The sequence below is a fragment of the Micromonospora sp. NPDC007271 genome, assembly GCF_040634005.1.
GTDB lineage: Bacteria > Actinomycetota > Actinomycetes > Mycobacteriales > Micromonosporaceae > Micromonospora.
Map to the genome: position 1 here is coordinate 23,819 of NZ_JBEYER010000067.1, position 17,985 is coordinate 41,803.

Annotated in this window: 13 protein-coding genes; 11 read left to right on the top strand and 2 right to left on the bottom strand. The window is 74.1% G+C overall.

Annotation, left to right across the window (positions count from 1 at the left end; all coding sequences use genetic code 11):
- Positions 1–112 precede the first annotated feature (112 nt).
- From thrB to ABZ570_RS22675, 3 genes are all read left to right on the top strand, one after another.
- Positions 113–1,051: a homoserine kinase gene (gene thrB, locus ABZ570_RS22665; protein ID WP_358066956.1), complete on the top strand. Its 939-nt coding sequence runs from the start codon at positions 113–115 to the stop codon at positions 1,049–1,051.
- A gap of 296 nt (positions 1,052–1,347) precedes the next feature.
- Entirely contained in the window at positions 1,348–3,390 is a 2,043-nt protein-coding gene (rho, locus tag ABZ570_RS22670; RefSeq protein ID WP_358066919.1) for a transcription termination factor Rho, read from the top strand.
- A 142-nt stretch (positions 3,391–3,532) separates the two neighbouring features.
- Positions 3,533–6,997, top strand: a complete 3,465-nt coding sequence (locus tag ABZ570_RS22675; RefSeq protein ID WP_358066922.1) for a phosphodiester glycosidase family protein — start codon at positions 3,533–3,535, stop codon at positions 6,995–6,997.
- A gap of 45 nt (positions 6,998–7,042) precedes the next feature.
- On the opposite strand, the gene ABZ570_RS22680 is transcribed toward ABZ570_RS22675, so the two are convergent.
- Positions 7,043–7,948 carry an AAA family ATPase gene (locus ABZ570_RS22680; protein ID WP_358066925.1) on the bottom strand — a complete coding sequence of 302 codons (906 nt, stop codon included), beginning with the start codon at positions 7,946–7,948 and terminating at the stop codon, positions 7,043–7,045.
- Between the two features lie 257 nt (positions 7,949–8,205).
- On the opposite strand from ABZ570_RS22680, the gene rpmE reads away from it, so the two are divergent.
- Positions 8,206–8,430, top strand: a complete 225-nt coding sequence (gene rpmE, locus ABZ570_RS22685; protein ID WP_358066929.1) for a 50S ribosomal protein L31 — start codon at positions 8,206–8,208, stop codon at positions 8,428–8,430.
- 115 nt (positions 8,431–8,545) lie between these two features.
- Positions 8,546–9,634, top strand: coding sequence for a peptide chain release factor 1 (gene prfA / locus ABZ570_RS22690; RefSeq protein ID WP_358066932.1), 1,089 nt, complete (start codon positions 8,546–8,548; stop codon positions 9,632–9,634).
- 66 nt (positions 9,635–9,700) lie between these two features.
- Here the strand turns inward: prfA and ABZ570_RS22695 are convergent, their stop codons facing one another.
- Positions 9,701–11,254 carry a GGDEF domain-containing protein gene (locus tag ABZ570_RS22695; protein ID WP_358066935.1) on the bottom strand — a complete coding sequence of 518 codons (1,554 nt, stop codon included), beginning with the start codon at positions 11,252–11,254 and terminating at the stop codon, positions 9,701–9,703.
- Positions 11,255–11,384: 130 nt separating this feature from the next.
- On the opposite strand from ABZ570_RS22695, the gene prmC reads away from it, so the two are divergent.
- From prmC to ABZ570_RS22725, 6 genes are all read left to right on the top strand, one after another.
- Complete coding sequence (gene prmC / locus ABZ570_RS22700; protein WP_358066938.1) at positions 11,385–12,275, top strand: peptide chain release factor N(5)-glutamine methyltransferase; 891 nt, start codon at positions 11,385–11,387, stop codon at positions 12,273–12,275.
- On the top strand, positions 12,275–12,916 hold the full coding sequence (locus tag ABZ570_RS22705; RefSeq protein WP_358066959.1) for an L-threonylcarbamoyladenylate synthase: 642 nt from the start codon (positions 12,275–12,277) through the stop codon (positions 12,914–12,916). Before prmC ends, ABZ570_RS22705 begins: the two co-directional genes overlap by 1 nt.
- Positions 12,917–13,528, top strand: coding sequence for a phosphotyrosine protein phosphatase (locus ABZ570_RS22710; RefSeq protein ID WP_358066941.1), 612 nt, complete (start codon positions 12,917–12,919; stop codon positions 13,526–13,528).
- A 171-nt stretch (positions 13,529–13,699) separates the two neighbouring features.
- Positions 13,700–15,814: a transglycosylase domain-containing protein gene (locus ABZ570_RS22715; RefSeq protein ID WP_358066945.1), complete on the top strand. Its 2,115-nt coding sequence runs from the start codon at positions 13,700–13,702 to the stop codon at positions 15,812–15,814.
- Between the two features lie 127 nt (positions 15,815–15,941).
- Positions 15,942–17,231: a serine hydroxymethyltransferase gene (gene glyA / locus ABZ570_RS22720; protein ID WP_358066947.1), complete on the top strand. Its 1,290-nt coding sequence runs from the start codon at positions 15,942–15,944 to the stop codon at positions 17,229–17,231.
- A complete protein-coding gene (locus tag ABZ570_RS22725) occupies positions 17,224–17,655 on the top strand; it encodes a hypothetical protein (RefSeq protein WP_358066950.1) in 432 nt (143 codons plus the stop codon). The genes glyA and ABZ570_RS22725 overlap by 8 nt, the downstream gene beginning before the upstream one ends.
- The last annotated feature ends 330 nt before the right edge of the window (positions 17,656–17,985 follow it).

Below are 17,985 nucleotides of genomic sequence, written 5' to 3' on the forward strand. Positions count from 1 at the left end.
CACAACTCCTGATAGCCCGTCAGCGGAGCATCCTGGCGGCGACGCCGCCATTCCCACGCTCCGGGTGAATCGGCGCGCTGTCGGGGTCGGGTCCTAGCATGAACCGGTGCCGATGACATTCGCCTCCGGTCCGGTGCGGGTCCGGGTGCCCGCCACCAGCGCCAACCTCGGGCCTGGGTTCGACGCCCTCGGCCTGGCCCTGGGGCTCTACGACGACGTGGCGGCCGAGGTGACCACCGGCGGTGTCCGGGTGACGGTCACCGGCGAGGGCGCCGGTGAGCTGCCGGACGGTGACCGGCACCTGGTGGTGAGGTCCATGCGCGCCGCCTTCGACGTGCTCGGCGCGCAGCCACCCGGGCTGGCCCTGGAGTGCGTCAACCGGATCCCGCAGGCTCGGGGCCTCGGTTCGTCCTCGGCGGCCATCGTCGCCGGGGTGCTGCTGGCCCGGGCGCTGGTCGACGACGGCGCGGCGCGGCTGGACGACGTCGGCGCGCTCCGGCTGGCCGCCCAGATCGAGGGGCACCCGGACAATGTCGCGCCCTGCCTGCTCGGCGGGTTCACGGTCGCCTGGACGGAGCCGGCCGGGGCCCGGGCGGTCTCCCTGGCCGTCGCGCAGGCCGTCCGCCCCACCGTGTTCGTGCCCGGCGAGCGGGGCCTGACCGCCACCGCCCGGGCCGCGCTGCCCGCCACCGTGCCGCACGCCGACGCGGCGCTGACCGCCGGTCGGGCGGCGCTGCTGGTGCACGCCCTGACCGCCGACCCGGCGCTGCTGCTGCCGGCCACCGTCGACCGGCTGCACCAGGACTATCGCGCCGGGGGGATGCCGGCGACGGCTGCCCTGGTCGCTGGGCTCCGTGAGGCCGGTGTGGCGGCCGTGGTCAGTGGGGCGGGCCCGACCGTGCTGGCGTTGACCGAGGTGCCCGCGGGATTCGCGCCGGGAACAGATTGGCAGCGCTGGGAGTTGCCCGTAGATGTCAGCGGCGCCCGGGTCACCCGGGGTAGACTTGGACACGCCGAGCGGGGCCCTGTTGCCGCAGGTCGGAAGAGTTGATTACGCTCTAGACTCAGCACAGCCGCGAAGCATGCGATCTTCCTGCGGGGCGGCGCACCCCCGAAGCTCTCGGCGGTCAGCCCGTCACCCCTGCCAAAGGCCCACGCCGCACCGCAGTTTCCACAGGTCGCCGCAGGCGGCGAGACCTGCTCACCGACGCTGGTGAGTCGGGAAACCGACCGGCTGCTGTGTCACAGACTCCCGCGACGCGTCCATGCGAGGCGGGTGCACCGAGGCCGCCCGGCCACCTGGTTTACGACTCCGGGCAGTCCCGGCCTATCGAGGGAAGGAATCCATTGAGCGACACCACCGACGTGACGTCGGATGTTTCCAACGTCGCTGGCGAAGCCACCACCGCCGCCCCCACGCGCCGCCGGCGTAGCGGTACCGGCCTGTCGGCGATGCTGCTGCCAGAGCTGCAGAGCCTGGCCGCGTCGCTCGGCATCTCCGGCACGGCTCGCATGCGTAAGGGCGAGCTGATCGCTGCGATCACCGAGCGGCAGGGCGGCGCCGCCGCCGGCACCCCTCGACCACGGGCCGAGGTCGCGGCCGCAGCCGCGCCCGCCCGGGACGAGGTGCACGCCGAGGTACGCGAGGAGCGGGCCGAGACCGAGCGCCGGCCGGCCGAGCAGGCGCCGGCCGCCGAGCCGACCGAGGGTCGCACCCGGAGCCGGCGGAGCCGGGCCGCCGCGGCTGCCGCTCCCGTCGAGGCCCAGCCGGCCGAGACGCGCACCGAGGCGGCCACCGCCGAGACCGGCGAGCGGGCCGAGCGCGGTGAGCGCGGCGAGGGCCGGGGCCGGGAACGCGGCGAGCGGGCCGAGCGGGCCGAGCGGGGCGGTGACCGCGGCGAGCGGGCCGAGCGCGGCGAGCGGGCCGAGCGGGCCGAGCGCGGCGAGCGCGGCGAGCGGGCCGAGCGCGGTGAGCGGGCCGAGCGCGGCGAGCGTGGCGAGCGTGGCGAGCGGGCTGAGCGCGGCGAGCGTGGCGAGCGGGCCGAGCGCGGCGAGCGTGGCGAGCGGGCTGAGCGCGGCGGCGAGCGGGCCGAGCGCAACGACCGCGGCCAGCGCGCCGAGCGGGACCACGACGGCGACGAGGACGGCGAGGGCGGCGGCCGGCGCGGCCGGCGCAGCCGGTTCCGGGACCGCCGGCGCGGCCGCGGCGAGCGGGCCGAGGGCGGCGAGGGCGGCCGCGAGCCGCAGGTCGGCGAGGACGACGTGCTCGTCCCGGTCGCCGGCATCATCGACGTGCTCGACAACTACGCCTTCGTCCGGACCACCGGCTACCTGGCCGGCCCGAACGACGTGTACGTCTCGATGTCCCAGATCAAGAAGTACGGCCTGCGTCGCGGCGACGCGATCACCGGTGCCGTGCGGGCCGCCCGCGAGGGCGAGCAGCGGCGCGACAAGTACAACCCGCTGGTCCGGCTCGACACCATCAACGGGATGGAGCCGGACGAGGCGAAGCGCCGGCCGGAGTTCTACAAGCTCACTCCGCTGTACCCGCAGGAGCGGCTGCGGCTGGAGACCGAGCCGCACATCCTGACCACCCGCGTGATCGACCTGGTGATGCCGATCGGCAAGGGCCAGCGGGCGCTGATCGTCTCGCCGCCGAAGGCCGGTAAGACGATGGTGCTGCAGGCGATCGCGAACGCGATCACCCGCAACAACCCGGAGTGCCACCTGATGGTGGTGCTGGTCGACGAGCGGCCGGAAGAGGTCACCGACATGCAGCGGTCGGTGAAGGGCGAGGTCATCGCGGCCACGTTCGACCGCCCGCCGCAGGACCACACCACGGTGGCGGAGCTGGCGATCGAGCGGGCGAAGCGCCTGGTCGAGCTGGGGCACGACGTCGTCGTGCTGCTCGACTCGGTGACCCGCCTCGGTCGGTCGTACAACCTGGCGGCGCCGGCCAGCGGCCGGATCATGTCGGGTGGTATCGACTCCACCGCGCTCTACCCGCCGAAGCGCTTCCTGGGCGCGGCGCGGAACATCGAGAACGGCGGCTCCCTGACCATCCTCGCCACCGCGCTGGTGGAGACCGGTTCCATGGCGGACACGGTCATCTTCGAGGAGTTCAAGGGCACCGGTAACGCGGAGCTGAAGCTGGACCGGAAGATCGCCGACAAGCGGGTCTTCCCGGCGATCGACATCAACCCCTCCGGTACGCGCAAGGAGGAGGTCCTGCTCGCGCCGGAGGAGCTGGCGATCATCCACAAGCTCCGGAAGGTGCTGCACTCGCTGGACTCGCAGGCGGCGCTCGACCTCCTGCTGGACCGGCTCAAGCAGTCCCGCACGAACATCGAGTTCCTGATGCAGATCGCGAAGTCCACGCCGGGCGAGTGATCCGGTAGGAGCCACGCGGGCGAGGGGCACGACCGTCTGGTCGTGCCCCTCGTCGCGTACGGGGCGGGCGCGGGCTGAAGTTTTTCTACGGTTCAGCCGAGGGGTATTGAAACTTCTGTTCAGTGTCGGTTGACTGTCGTCCATGCGTACCCGCAGTCGATCCGCCCGTCTCGCTGGCGTCCTGCTGCTGACGCCGCTGCTCACCCTCGCCGGGCCCGTGCCGCCCGGCGTCGCGGCGCCCGCAGGCGAGCCGCGTACCCCGGCCGAGGACGCCCCGGCCGCCTCCTCCCGCCCCGACTCGTCGGTCGCCCTGGCCGGTCCGGCCGCCGCCGTCGCCGGCGGCCTGGAGCCGGCCGGTGGCCTGGAGACCTCCAAGACCACCCGTCCGGTCGCCCCCGGACTCGACCTGACCTCCTTCGACCGGTACGACGCCGATGGCTGGCTGCGCGCGGACGCGCTCACCGCCGACCTCTCCGGCGGCGTCACCGTGGACTACGTCAACTCCGGCGAGGTGACCCGGGACGAGCCGCTGCGTGCCGCGGTGGACCGCTCCCGAGCGGTGGCCGCCGTCAACGGCGACTTCTTCGACATCAACAACTCCGGTGCCGCCCAGGGCATCGGCATCCGCTCCGGTGAGCTGATCCAGTCGCCGATCGCCGGGCACCCCAACGCCGCCGCGATCAGCGCCGAGGGGCTGGGCCGGGTCATCCAGGTCGGCTTCGAGGGCGCCGCCGCACTGCCGCCCGGGCCGGTGTCGCTGACCCAGTTCAACAACATGGTGCAGCGCGACGGCGTCGGCGTCTTCACCCCGCTCTGGGGGACGTACTCCCGCCGGCGGGCCGTGGAGGGCGCGGCGCGGGTGGCCGAGGTGACGGTGACCGGCGGGAAGGTCGCGTCGGTGGCCACCGCGCCGGGGGAGGGGCCGATCCCGGCCGGTACGACCGTGCTGCTCGGCCGCGAGGCCGGCGCGGACGCCCTCGCGAAGCTGCGCCCCGGCGATCCGGTCGACCTGACCTGGCGCCCGAGGGCGTCCGACGGTGGCGGCCTGCGCGCCGCGGTCGGCGGTGGCAACGTGCTGGTCCGCGACGGCGTGGTGCAGGACATCGCCGACCAGAGCCTCGCCCCGCGCACCTCCGTCGGCTTCTCCGCCGACGGGCGGAAAATGATCATGTTGACCGTGGACGGCCGGCAGGTGGACAGCCGCGGCGTGACCCAGACCGAGCTGGGCCGGATGATGCGCGAGCTGGGCGCGTGGACCGCGCTGAACCTCGACGGCGGCGGCTCCTCGACGCTGCTGGCCCGTGAGCCCGGCGCGGCCACCGTCCAGGTGGAGAACAGCCCGTCGGACGGCAGCGAGCGCCCGGTCCCCAACGGTCTGGCGATCTACGCGCCGCCGGGCAGCGGCCGGCTCACCGGCTACTGGCTGGAGACCGCCAGCGACCCGACCAGCGCGCCGGGCGTCGCCCCGATCCGCGGCGGCCGGCCGGACCGGGTCTTCCCCGGGCTCACCCGCCGGCTCACCGCCGCCGGCTACGACGAGACGTACGGGCCGGCGGCCGGCGCACCGCACTGGCGGGCCAACCCGGCCGCCCAGGGCACGGTGGACGACGAGGGTGTCTTCCGGGCCGACCGGCCCGGCCGCAGCACCGTCACCGCGTGGCGGGAGGAGGCCCGCGGCACCCTGGACCTGACCGTGCTCGGTCCGCTGGAGCGGATCGACTCCACGGTGGACCGGCTCGGCCTCAACCGGCAGGGCGACACCGGGCTCTTCGGCGTGGTGGGCTACGACGCCGAGGGCAACACCGCCCCGATCGAGCCGGCCGACCTGCGCCTGGAGTACGACCACGACCTGCTCGCGGTCACCCCGACCGACGACGGCAACCTTTCCGTGCGGGCCCTCGGTGACGGCTCCGCCCTGATCACCGTCCACGTCGGAGCGAAGACCACCGTGCTGCCGGTGACCGTCGGGCTGGCCGACGTGCCGGTGGCCGGCTTCGACGACGCCGCCGCCTGGAAGTTCAGCCAGGCCCGGGCCAGCGGCTCCGTCGCCCCGGCGCCGGGCCACACCGGCACCGGCCTGCGGATGTCGTACGACTTCAGCCAGTCCACCGGCACCCGGGCGGCGTACGCCGACCCGCCCGCCTGGATCGAGGTGCCCGGCCAGCCACAGGCGTTCGGCATGTGGATCCACGCCAACGGCAAGGGGGAGTGGCCCAGCCTGCACCTGCACGACGCCCAGGACACCCAGTTCGTGCTGCGCGGCCCCTACCTCACCTGGACCGGCTGGCGGTACGTCGAGTTCGAGGTACCGGCCGGCGTGCAGTACCCGGTCCGGGTGCGGCGGTTCTACGTGGCCGAGACCGACCCGGCCAAGCAGTACACCAGCGAGGTCGTGATCGACGACCTGGTGGCGCGCGTGCCGCCGACGGTGCAGGCGCCGGACGAGGAGAACCGCACCGATCGGGTGGTGCTGCGCGACGGCACGGTGGACGGCGCGCCCTGGCGGTTCGCGGTGCTGTCCGACGCGCAGTTCGTCGCCGCCGACCCGGACAGCGAACTGGTCGCCCAGGCCCGCCGTACGCTGCGCGAGATCCGGGCGGCGAAGCCCGACTTCGTGATCATCGACGGTGACTTCGTGGACACCGCGTACCCGGCGGACTTCGCGCTGGCCAAGCGGATCCTCGACGAGGAACTCGGCGGCCGGTTGCCCTACCACTACGTCCCGGGCAACCACGAGATCATGGGCGCCCCGATCGGCAACTTCAAGGCCGTCTTCGGCGACACCTCGCGGGTCTTCGACCACCAGGGCACCCGGTTCGTCACGCTGGACACCTCCACCGGCTCGCTGCGCGGCGGCGGCTTCGACCAGGTGAAGCTGCTCCGGGACACGCTCGACACGGCGGCGGCCGACCCGGCCGTCGGCTCGGTCGCGGTGTTCTTCCACCACCCGCCCCGCGACCCCACCCCGGCCAAGGCCAGCCAGCTCGGCGACCGGAAGGAGGCCGCCCTGGTGGAGCAGTGGCTGGCGGACTTCCAGCACCGCACCGGCAAGGGCGCGCTGATGGTCAACGGGCACGTCGGCACGTTCCACGCCGGGCGGGTGGACGGCGTCCCGTACGTGATCAACGGCAACTCGGGCAAGAACCCCGCCACCCCACCCCAGCTCGGCGGCTTCACCGGCTGGACCGAGTTCGGCATCGACCCGGTGACCCCGCAGGAGGCCGAGCGGGCCCGGCGTGCCCCGCTCGTCGCGGGACCGCGCTGGATCGAGGCGGAGTTCCACGCCCACGTCGACCGGCTCGCCCTGGCCGCGCCCGCCAGCGTCGTGGTCGGCGCACCGGCGGCCGTCACCGCCACGCTCACCCAGCCCGGCGGCCGTACCGTGCCGGTCGCCGCTCCGGTCAGCGCCGACTGGTCCGGCTCGCCCAACCTGCACATCGGCTCGCCCGACGGGGTGAAGCCGTGGCACGTGGCCCGGTTCGACCCGGCGACCGGGCAGCTCACCGCGCTGCGTTCCGGCGGGCAGGTGCTGCTCGCGGTGACCGTCAACGGGGTACGCGCCCAGGCGACGGTCACCCTGACCGCGGCGCAGGCACCCGCCGCCTGAGTCCCGAGGAAGGGCCCCTGTTCACGCAGGGGCCCTTCTTGCGCCTCAGAAGTCGCCTTCGGCGACCTGGAAGACGGTGAGGCCGAGGGAGCGCCACATGCGGACCACCTGCTGCCGGTCGTCGAAGACGCCCACCACCCGGTACCGGTCCCGGATCTCCCGCTCGTAGATCTCCTGCTTCACCACCGCGTCCTTGCGGTGGTCGCCGATGGCGCGCAGGTGCAGCGCCAGGTAGGGCACCCGGACGTGCCGGTCCAGCCAGGCCACCGTGTCGGGCCGGGCCGAGGCGTCCCGGCCGGAGCAGAAGACCACCCCGTGCCCGGCCGCGTGCATCGCCCGGACCGCCGCGATCACCGCCTCGTTCGGCACGTCCTCCCCGACCCGGGTCATGTCGTACGGGCTGCGCGACACGTTCAACGCGACCGTGCCGTCGATGTCGACCAGCACGATGTCGGGCCGTTCGGTCCGGGCCGGTTCCACCCGGGCCGGGCCGCCCGTGCGTACGGTCGGGACCGGCAGCGGCAGCGGACGGTTGGCCAGGTAACGCTCGTGCAGCCGGCGGATCGCGGCCTCGCCGACCCGGTCCACCTCGGGGCGGGCGGCGTCCCGGCGCAGGCACTCCTCCAGCGGCACGTCGGTGAAGTCGTGCACCTCGAACGCGGCACCGAACCGCTCGGCCAGTTCCGCCCAGTCGCGCAGCGTACGGGAGCGCAGGTTGGTGTCGTCCACGCAGACGCTCACCCGGGCGGCCAGCAGCGCCTCCACCTGGGCCCGCTGGACCCGGGTGACCTGCCCCTCGGCCCGCTGGGTGAAGAGCCGCTCGCCGTGCATCATCCGGCGCAGGTCGTCCCGGTTGACCCGGACCACGTCGGGCTGGAGCCGGCGAGCGAAGGTGGTCTTGCCGGAGGCGGGCAGCCCACGGGTCGCGATCAGGCGGAAGATCCCGCTCACCCCCCTCCGTCCGGTCCCGGTCCGGGCCGGGGCCCACCGTACGCCCGACGGGAATGCCCGCACACCCGGCGGGAATGCGTGCCGCGAGGTGGGCGTTGCGCCTGCCGGACCCGCTGTGCGGCCCGCTCGTCGGGCCGGCGTACGCCCGTGGCACACTGGTCAATCGGCCACCGGTTCCGGTTCACGCCCGAGCCCGTCGCAGACGACGGGGAACACGACGGCGACCCGGCGACCACCGACGAAAGGACCGAGGCGACATGAAGCAGAACATCCACCCGGAGTACGTGACCACCGAGGTCCGCTGCTCCTGCGGCAACACCTTCACCACCCGCAGCACCGCCAAGGGCGGTCAGATCAGCGTCGAGACCTGCAGCGCCTGCCACCCGTTCTACACCGGCAAGCAGCGCGTCCTCGACACCGCAGGTCGGGTCGCGAAGTTCCAGCAGAAGTACGCCAAGGTTCAGGCCAAGAAGGCCAAGTAGCCGCTTCGACGACGCCCGTGTCCGGCCTCGCGCCGGGCGCGGGCGTTCGTCCGTTTCCGCCCTGTCGTTCCCGCCCGCCCCCGGGTTCCGTCGTCGTCGAAGGAGCATCCGCAGCATGAGCAGTGAGCGTCTGGCCGCCCTCCTCGACGAGTACGCCGAACTGGAGAAGCGGCTGGCCGACCCGGCCATCCACGCCGATCAGGGCACCGCCCGGCGGGTCGGCCGGCGCTACGCCGAGCTGGTCCCGCTGCACAAGGCCGCCGGCGAGCTGGAGCAGGCCCGGGCCGACCTGGCCGCCGCCCGCGAGCTGGCCGCCGAGGATCCGGCCTTCGCCGCCGAGGCCGAGGCGATCGCCGGGTCCCTGCCGGCGCTGGAGGAGCGGCTGGCGGAGCTGCTGATCCCGCGTGACCCGCACGACGCCAAGGACGTCATCGTCGAGATCAAGGCCGGCGAGGGCGGCGAGGAGTCGGCGCTGTTCGCCGGCGACCTGCTGCGGATGTACACCCGGTACGCCGAGCGGCGCGGCTGGGTCACCGAGGTGATCGACGCGCAGGAGTCCGACCTCGGCGGGGTCAAGGACGTCTCGCTGGCGATCAAGACCAAGGGCGTGCCGGAGGGCGGCAACGGGGTCTGGTCCCGGCTCAAGTGGGAGGGCGGCGTGCACCGGGTGCAGCGCGTCCCGGTCACCGAGTCGCAGGGCCGGATCCACACCAGCGCGGCCGGCGTGCTGGTGCTGCCGGAGGCCGAGGACGTCGACGTCACCATCGACCCGAACGACCTGCGGATCGACGTCTTTCGCTCGTCCGGGCCGGGCGGGCAGTCGGTCAACACCACCGACTCGGCGGTCCGGATCACCCACGTGCCGACCGGCATCGTGGTCTCCTGTCAGAACGAGAAGTCGCAGCTGCAGAACCGGGAGCAGGCGATGCGGATCCTGCGGGCCCGGCTGCTGGCCGTGGCCCAGGAGCAGGCCGACGCGGCCGCCTCGGACGCCCGGAGGGCGCAGGTCCGCACCGTGGACCGGTCGGAGCGGATCCGCACGTACAACTTCCCGCAGAACCGGATCACCGACCACCGGATCGGCTACACCGCGTACAACCTCGACCTGGCCCTGGCCGGCGAGCTGGACGGCGTGCTGGACGCCCTCGCCGAGGCCGACCGCACCGCCCGCCTGGCCGGCGAGACGGAGCTGTCCCGCCGCTGACCCGACGCGACCCCGCCGCCCAGGCCGGACCCACGCGAGCGGGTCCGGGCGGGGCGGCGGGCGGCGTCAGGAGGCGCGGGAGCGGTCCTTGGCCCGCAGCATCTCCCGGTCGGCGAGCTCGAACGCGGTGCCCAGCGCCTCCCGGATACTCACCCCGGAGCCGCCGCTGACCTCGGCGAAGCCGATGCTCACCCCGACCGGGGTGCCGGGGACCAGTGTCTCCCAGTCCTCGGTGCGTACGGCGGCCTGGATCCGGCGGGCCACGTCGGCCGCCTCGGGCATCCCCGTCTCGGGCAGCACCACCACGAACTCGTCACCGCCGTAGCGGGCCACGAAGTCGCCGCGCCGCATCACCCGGTTGATCACCCCGGCGATCCGTTGCAGCACCAGGTCGCCGGAGTGGTGGCCGTGCCGGGTGTTCACCGCCTTGAAGCCGTCCAGGTCGCAAACGCCGATCACCACCCGCTCGCCCCGGGCCACCACCGCCCCGATGTAGCGCTCCAGGCGCCGCCGGTTGGGCAGCCCGGTCAGCGGGTCGGTGAGCGCCTCACCCTCGTACCGGGCGGCCTCGCGGCGCATCTCCTCGTGGTCGATCCGGGCGGCGATGCCGTCGATGTAGACGTCCCGCAGCCGGTCGCTGCGCTGCGCCGCCAGCCGGAACGCGTGCCGGTCGGCCCGGTGCGCGCCGGCGTGGTCGCCGGCCCGGGCCAGCGCGATGCTGCGCAGCCGGGGCGGCTCGGCCGCGCCCAGGGTCTCGTTGGAGACCCGCGTGGTGTCCAGCCGGGCCACCGCCTCGATCGGCCGGCCGTCCGCGACGGCCAGGCAGACCTGGCCGAGCTGGCGCAGGTCACGGGCACGGGCGCTGTCCGCGCCGTGGCCGAGCAACCGGGCGGGATCGCCGTCGCCGCCGAACTCCACCCGGTCGCCGAGCGCGGCCCGGCGGGCGGCGGCGTACCCGTACGCGGCCAGGCTGCTGGGCCGGATGTTGCCGGCCCGCCCCTGCCGCAGGAAGCGGCTGAAGTCGCCGGCCACGTCGCGCAGCACCCGCAGGCAGCCGTCGCTGTCGCCGTGATGGTCCAGGGCGACCGCGTTGCGCAGCCGGATGCCGGGGGCGGCGAACGTCTCCTCCGGGATGCCGGCGGTGAGCCCCACCTGGCGGGCCCGCTCGATCGCGCCGAGCGCGTGGCCGTGGAAGCTGAGGTACGAGTAGGCCATCGCCAGGTCGTGCCAGCCCCAGGCGGTGTCCCGGTCCGGGTCGTCTTCGGCGGTCAGCGCCCGGGCCGCCTTCACCAGGTGGGTGACGCAGCGGTCGAGCGCCCCCTGGTGGTGCGCGGCGAGCGCTGCCAGGGCGTTGAGGTGCCCGTGCAGGTACGGCTCGGCCAGGTCCCGGACGGCGGCGGACGCCTCCTCGATGGCCCGGGTGAACTCGGCCGTCCGACCGAGATTGATCAGCGCGGAGAGGCGTTGGACCAGTGCGTCGGCCCGCGTGTACGGGTCGGCAGTGGTGCGGATCACCCGGTCGAGGACGGTGCAGGCCTCCGCCGAGCGGCTCGCCTCCTGCAACGCCCGGGCGCGCCGGAGGGCGTCAACCTGGTCCTCGACCCGGTCGAGCCAGCCCACTCCGACCTCCCTGTCACTGTGCGTCCGGGCGCACCCGCTCGTGCGGCGACCCGCGACGCTTCATGATTATGTCGTGACCTCCCTCCCGCAACACCCGTCCAAAGGGACAGAACGTGAGCGTTCCTCACTGATGGTCGCCTGGGCGGCCCAGGCCCTGGCGGCGGCCGGGATCGAGGCGCCGCGCGCGGAGGCCGAGCAGCTCGCCGCGTACGTGCTGGACGTGCCGCGCGGCCGGCTGGCGCTGGCCGACGGGTTCACCCCGGATCAGCGCGCCCGGCTCGACGAGCTGGTGACGCGGCGGGCGGCCCGGGAACCCCTCCAGCACCTCACCGGCTCCGCCGGTTTCCGGCATCTGGAGCTGGCGGTCGGCCCGGGGGTGTTCGTGCCCCGTCCGGAGACCGAGCTGCTCACCGGCTGGGGCGTCGAGCAGGGGCGACGGTCCGGCTCCCCGCTGGTGGTGGACCTGTGCAGCGGCTCCGGCGCGATCGCCCTGGCGGTGGCCCAGGAGCTGCCCGACGCCCGGGTGGTGGCGGTGGAACGGTCCCCGGCGGCGCTGGCCTGGCTGCGGCGCAACGCCGCGGACCGGGCCGCCGCGGGGGACACCCCGGTCGAGGTGGTGGCGGCCGACGTCACCGACCCGCGGCTCCTCGCCGACCTGGTGGGGCGGGTCGACGTGCTGCTCTGCAACCCGCCGTACGTGCCACGCGCGGTGGTGGTGTCGCCGGACGTGGCCGGGCACGACCCGGACGAGGCGGTCTTCGGCGGCGCGGACGGGCTGGACGTGATCCGGCCGGTGGTCGCCCGGGCGGCCGAGCTGCTCCGCCCCGGTGGTGTGCTCGCCGTCGAGCACGACGACACCCACGGGACGGCGGTGCCCGCGCTGCTCGCTTCGGACGGCCGGTACGAGCGCATCGAGGAGCACCGCGACCTGGTGGGGCGCCCCCGGTTCGCCACCGCGTCCCGGCGGGCGGACGGCCCGCACGCCGAGCCCGGCCCGGCGTGGCAGACTGGCTCCTCGTGATGCTCTACGACTGTCGGTCGCCCGCCGACCGGGACCGCGGCATCGCCGCTGCCATCGAGGCGGTCAAGAACGGGGAGCTCGTCGTCCTGCCGACCGACACGGTCTACGGCATCGGCGCCGACGCCTTCACCCCGTACGCGGTGAAGGCCCTCGCGGACGCCAAGGGCTCCCGGCAGGCGCCGCCGGTGCTGATCGGTTCCCGGCACACCCTCGACGGCCTGGTCTTCTCGCTGCCCCGCGCGGCCCGCGACCTGGTCGAGGCGTTCTGGCCGGGTGCGTTGACCATCGTGCTGGAGCACTCGCCGAGCCTGTCGTGGGATCTGGGCGACTCCAGCGGCACGGTGGCGGTGCGGATGCCGCTGCACCCGGTGGCGCTGGAGGTGCTGCGGGAGACCGGCCCGATGGCGGTGGCCTCGGCCAACAAGATCGGGCAGCCCGCGGCGCTCACCGCCGAGGAGGCCCGCGAGCAGCTCGGCTACGGCGTCCGCGCCTACCTGGAGGCCGGGCCGGCCCTGGATCCGGTGCCCAGCACCATCGTCGACCTCACCGGCGACGTGCCCCGGCTGCTGCGCCAGGGCGCGGTGTCGCTGGCGAAGCTGCGCGACGTGGTGCCGGACATCCTCGACGAACAGGGGGTCTGAGTGCCGCCGTTCACCGTCCTGCACGTCTGCATGGGCAACATCTGCCGGTCGCCGATGGCCGAGCGGCTGCTGGTGCTCGCCGTCGGGGAGCGGCTGCGCCGCCTCGGCGTCGAGCCGGCCGCCGTCGACGAGCTGGTGCACAGCCACAGCGCCGGCACCGGCGGCTGGCACGCCGGCGAGCAGATGAACCCGCCGGCCGCCCGGCAGGTCACCTCCCGGGGCGGTGACGTGGTGGGGTTCGCGGCCCGAAAGCTGCGCTCCGACCTCATCGACGCCGCCGACCTGGTGCTCACGGCCACGGCCGACCAGCAGGAGTACGTGGTGGCGCTGCGCCCGGACGCCGCGTCCCGCACGTTCGTGCTCGGCGAGTTCGGCCGGCTGCTGGGCGGGGTGGACCGGTCCGGCCTGCCCCCGGTCGAGGCCACCCCGGCCGCGGTGTACGCCCGGGGGGTGGCCCTGGTGGCCGCGGTGGACGCGGCCCGGCAGGGTGCCACCCCGCTGCCCACCGACGATCTCGACGACCCCTGGGGTCGGGGCGACCAGTGCTTCACCCGGGTGGCCGACGAGATCGAGGAGACGGTGCACCCGCTGGCCGCCGCGTTGCTGTCCTGAGGCGCGGCCCCGACGGGCGCATGGGGAGTCCGGCGGGGCGTGTGGGGCGTTCTGTCCAGCTTCATCCTTCCTCGCGAAATTCCTGCGTGTTTTGGGGAAGATGGCCGCGAAACGGGCGATTCAGGTCATTCTGAACGGGTCTCGTATAGCCGGCTCCTGCGGGGAGAGCTGATGAACCGGGCCCATCTCGACAAGCTGTTCACCGTCCTGCTCGCCGGCGTGCTCGCCGGGCTGGTCCTGGCGGCGGCCGCGCTGCCGGCCGCACTGGTCTTCGGGCTCGGCTTCAAGGGGCTGATGCCCTACGCCGAGCTGCCGGAGTCGCTGCGCGAGCCGCAGCCGGCCCAGCGCTCCAACCTCTACGCCAACGACGGCCGCACCCTGATCACCTCGTTCTACGTGGAGGACCGGGTGGACGTGCCGGTCACCGAGGTGGCGCCGGTGATGCGGCAGGCCATCGTGGCCGCCGAGGACGTCCGCTTCTACCAGCACCACGGCGTCGACGTACGCGGCGTGCTGCGGGCCTTCACCGTCAACCGGCGGGAGGGCGGGACCCGGCAGGGCGCCTCCACGCTGACCATGCAGTACGTGCGCAACGCCCTGGCCAGCGATCCCCGGCTGACCGAGGAGCAGCGGGCCAGGGCCACCGAGATCAGCACCGGCCGCAAGATCCGCGAGGCGCGGTACGCGCTGGCCCTCGAACGCGAGGTGAGCAAGGACGAGATCCTCGGCCGCTACCTGAACATCGCCTACTTCGGCGCCGGGGCGTACGGCATCGCCGCGGCCAGCAAGCGCTACTTCTCCACCACCCCGCCGAAGCTGACCCTGGCCCAGGCGGCGCTGCTGGCCGGGCTGGTCCGCTCGCCCGACAGCGACGACCCGATCAACGGCAACGCCGACGCGGCCCTGGACCGCCGGGCGTACGTGCTGGACCGGATGGTGGAGACCGGGCAGGTCACCGCCGAGGACGGTGCCCGGGCCAAGGCCGCGAAGCTGGACCTGCGGCCCAGCGCCACGCCGAACGACTGCACCTCGGTGACCGCCGAGCACAACGACTGGGGCTTCTTCTGCGACTGGTTCACCCAGTGGTGGAACGCCCAGCCCGCCTTCGGCAAGTCGCCGGAGGAGCGGCAGCGGACGCTGCGTCGCGGTGGCTGGTCGGTCGTCTCCTCGCTCGACCCGGACGTGCAGCGCAAGACCGTCGAGCAGGTGCTGGGGATCTACGCGGCGACCAACAAGCGGGCCGCGCCTACCGCGGTGGTGCAGCCGGGCACCGGCCGGGTGCTGGCCATGGCGGTGAACCGGAACTACAGCGTCGCCCCGAATCCGGACGGGCAGGAGAACTACCCGAACACGGTCAACCAGCTCATCGCCGGGGGCGGCGGCATCGTCGGCTACCAGGCCGGCTCGACCTTCAAGCTCTTCACGATGCTGGCCGCGCTGGAGGCCGGGCTGCCGCTGGACACCGAGTACGACGCCCCGGCCACGCTCGTCACCGACTACGCGACCGGGTCGGGGCCGGCCGGCTGCGGCGGGCACTGGTGCCCGTCCAACGCCAACCCGACCTGGATGGACGGCCTCCGCACCATGTGGAGCGCGTTCGGCCGCTCGGTGAACACCTACTACGCCTGGCTGATCCAGCAGGTGGGCGCGGACCGGGTGGTGGAGATGGCCGAGCGGCTGGGCATCGTGCTGCGCGCTCCCGACGACGCCCGGCTGGCCCGCGAGGGGGCGAAGAGCTGGGGACCGTTCACCCTCGGCGTCGTCGCCACCACCCCACTCGACCTGGCCGGGGCGTATGCGACGGTGGCCGCCGAGGGGATCTGGTGCCGGCCCACCCCGGTGATTGCCATCAGCGACTCCTCGGGCCGGAAGGTGGCCGCCGGCAACCCGGACTGCCGGCAGGCGCTCGACACCGACGTGGCCCGGGCGGCGGCGGACGCCGCCCGCTGCCCGGTCGGCGACCAGTCCATGTACCGGCGCTGCGACGGCGGCACCGCCGAGGAACTCCAGCCGGGGCTGCGGCGCCCGCTCGGCGGCAAGACCGGCAGCTCGGACGGGAACGAGACGGAGACGGTGGTCGCCTTCACCCCGCAGCTCGCCGTCGCCACCATCGCCGCGAACCCGGACAACCCCCGGGACGCCGTCGGCGGCGGCGTGCAGACCCGGCAGATCGCCGCCGTGGGCCGGCTGCTGGCGTACGCGCTGCGCGACCAGCCGGTGCTCGACTTCGTGCCGCCCAGCCAGTCCGTCGCCTTCCAACAAACCGCCCCCCGCACCACCAACTAACCCCCGCTCCCCGCCCCCGCCCCCCGCCGATCTTGCACCTGCTGCCCTGGCGAAAGGGACAGAAGCCGCGAACCGTAGGCCGAAAGTGCAAGATCGCGCGGCGGGGGGACGCCGTAGACTCGGTGCTGTGGAGAACGTGGGGGAGAGGTTCTGGGGGCCGGACTTTCAGGAGCTCAGCGCCGTCGACCCGGAGATCGCCGGGGTGGTGCTGGGGGAGTTGGCGCGGCTGCGCGGCGGTCTGCAGCTGATCGCCAGCGAGAACCTCACGTCGCCGGCCGTGCTGGCCGCGCTCGGCTCCACGCTGACCAACAAGTACGCCGAGGGCTACCCGGGCCGGCGGTACTACGGCGGTTGCGCCGAGGTGGACCGGGCCGAGGAGATCGGCGTCGCCCGGGCGAAGGAACTCTTCGGCGCCGAGCACGCCAACCTCCAGCCGCACTCGGGCGCCAGCGCCAACCTGGCCGCGTACGCCGCGCTGGTGCAGCCGGGCGACACCGTGCTGGCGATGGACCTGCCGCACGGCGGCCACCTCACCCACGGCAGCCGGGTGAACTTCTCCGGCAAGTGGTTCCACGCCGTCGGCTACCGGGTCCGGCCGGACACCGAGCTGATCGACTATGACGAGGTACGCGACCTGGCCCGGGCGCACCGGCCCAAAATGATCATCTGCGGGGCGACGGCGTACCCGCGGCTGATCGACTTCGCCCGCTTCCGGGAGATCGCCGACGAGGTCGACGCGTACCTGATGGTGGACGCGGCGCACTTCATCGGGCTGGTCGCCGGTGGGGCGATCCCGTCCCCGGTGCCGTACGCCGACGTGGTCTGCGCCACCACCCACAAGGTGTTGCGCGGCCCGCGCGGCGGCATGATCCTCTGCCGGGAGGCGCTGGCCGCCCGGATCGACAAGGCGGTCTTCCCGTTCACCCAGGGCGGTCCGCTGATGCACGCGGTCGCCGCGAAGGCGGTCGCGCTACGCGAGGCCGGGCAGCCCGAGTTCCGCGCGTACGCTGCCCAGGTGATCAGCAACGCGCAGGCGCTCGCCGAGGGACTGGCCGCGGAGGGCATGCGGCCGATCTCCGGCGGCACCGACACCCACCTGGCCCTGGTCGACCTGCGCGCGCTCGGAGTGACCGGGGCGGACGCGGAGGGGCGCTGCGACGCCGCCCGCATCACGCTCAACAAGAACGCCATCCCGTACGACCCGCAGAAGCCGATGGTCGCCTCGGGGATCCGGGTGGGCACGCCGAGCGTCACCACCCAGGGCATGCGGGAGGGCGAGATGCGCGCGATCGCCGCGCTGATCGCCCGCGCGGTCCGCACCGACCCGGCGGCCCCGGGAGGCGCCGACGAGCTGGCCCGGCTCGCCGCCGACGTGACCGAGCTGGTCACCGCCTTTCCGGCGTACCCCCGTGGGTGAGCCCGGGACGCGCGCGGCGGAGGCGACCGCGGACCGCGGGTGGCGGCTGCGTCATCTACCGGTGCTGCTGATCGCGTCGGCGGTGCTGGCCGCGGCGGCGGCGGTGGTCGGCGGGGCGACCAGGGGAGGGACCGGCGCGCTCGGCGCGGCGGTCGGGGTCGCCGTCACCGCGCTCAGCTACACGCTCACCACCGTCGTGCTGGCCTGGGCCGACGCCCGCGACCCGCAGCTCGTGCTGCCCTTCGGGGTCGGCGTGTACGTGGCCAAGATGACCCTGCTCGGGGCGGTGATGGTGCTGGTGGCCTCGACCGGCTGGCCGGGACTGATCCCGCTCTGCCTGGGCATCGCGGCGGGCGTCGCGGTCTGGACCGGGGTGCACATCTGGTGGCTGACCACCGTCCACGCCCGACGCGCCGGGCGCTGACCGGCCGCCGTCCCGGCGTTGCGGGTCCAGCCGTCCCCGTCCCAGCTTTCGGACGGCGCACCGGTGCGTCCGCGATCGGTCATTCTCTCAGTGGCGGGAGGGGAGTAGCGTGCCTTCAGACGACTTCGCCCGCCCGTGTCCCACACAACCAGGTTGTGCGGGGGGTGTGGCACAGCCTTGTCTTCTCGACTGATATCGTTCGCCCCGTCATGGCCGGTGACCAGAAACCCCCCAGCACTGGCGGCCCGGAGGACGTTCCGTCCGGTGCCGGTCAGGGCTGGACCGCGCTCAGCTATCTGATCGCGGGCATGCTCGTGTGGGGCTTCATCG

Excerpts from the sequence above, each read along its gene's own strand:
- ABZ570_RS22705 (WP_358066959.1), top strand. The coding sequence starts at position 12,275 with ATGCTCTACGACTGTCGGTCGCCCGCCGACCGGGACCGCGGCATCGCC.
- ABZ570_RS22675 (WP_358066922.1), top strand. The coding sequence starts at position 3,533 with ATGCGTACCCGCAGTCGATCCGCCCGTCTCGCTGGCGTCCTGCTGCTG.
- thrB (WP_358066956.1), top strand. The coding sequence starts at position 113 with ATGACATTCGCCTCCGGTCCGGTGCGGGTCCGGGTGCCCGCCACCAGC.
- rpmE (WP_358066929.1), top strand. The coding sequence starts at position 8,206 with ATGAAGCAGAACATCCACCCGGAGTACGTGACCACCGAGGTCCGCTGC.
- ABZ570_RS22715 (WP_358066945.1), top strand. The coding sequence starts at position 13,700 with ATGAACCGGGCCCATCTCGACAAGCTGTTCACCGTCCTGCTCGCCGGC.
- prfA (WP_358066932.1), top strand. The coding sequence starts at position 8,546 with ATGAGCAGTGAGCGTCTGGCCGCCCTCCTCGACGAGTACGCCGAACTG.
- prmC (WP_358066938.1), top strand. The coding sequence starts at position 11,385 with ATGGTCGCCTGGGCGGCCCAGGCCCTGGCGGCGGCCGGGATCGAGGCG.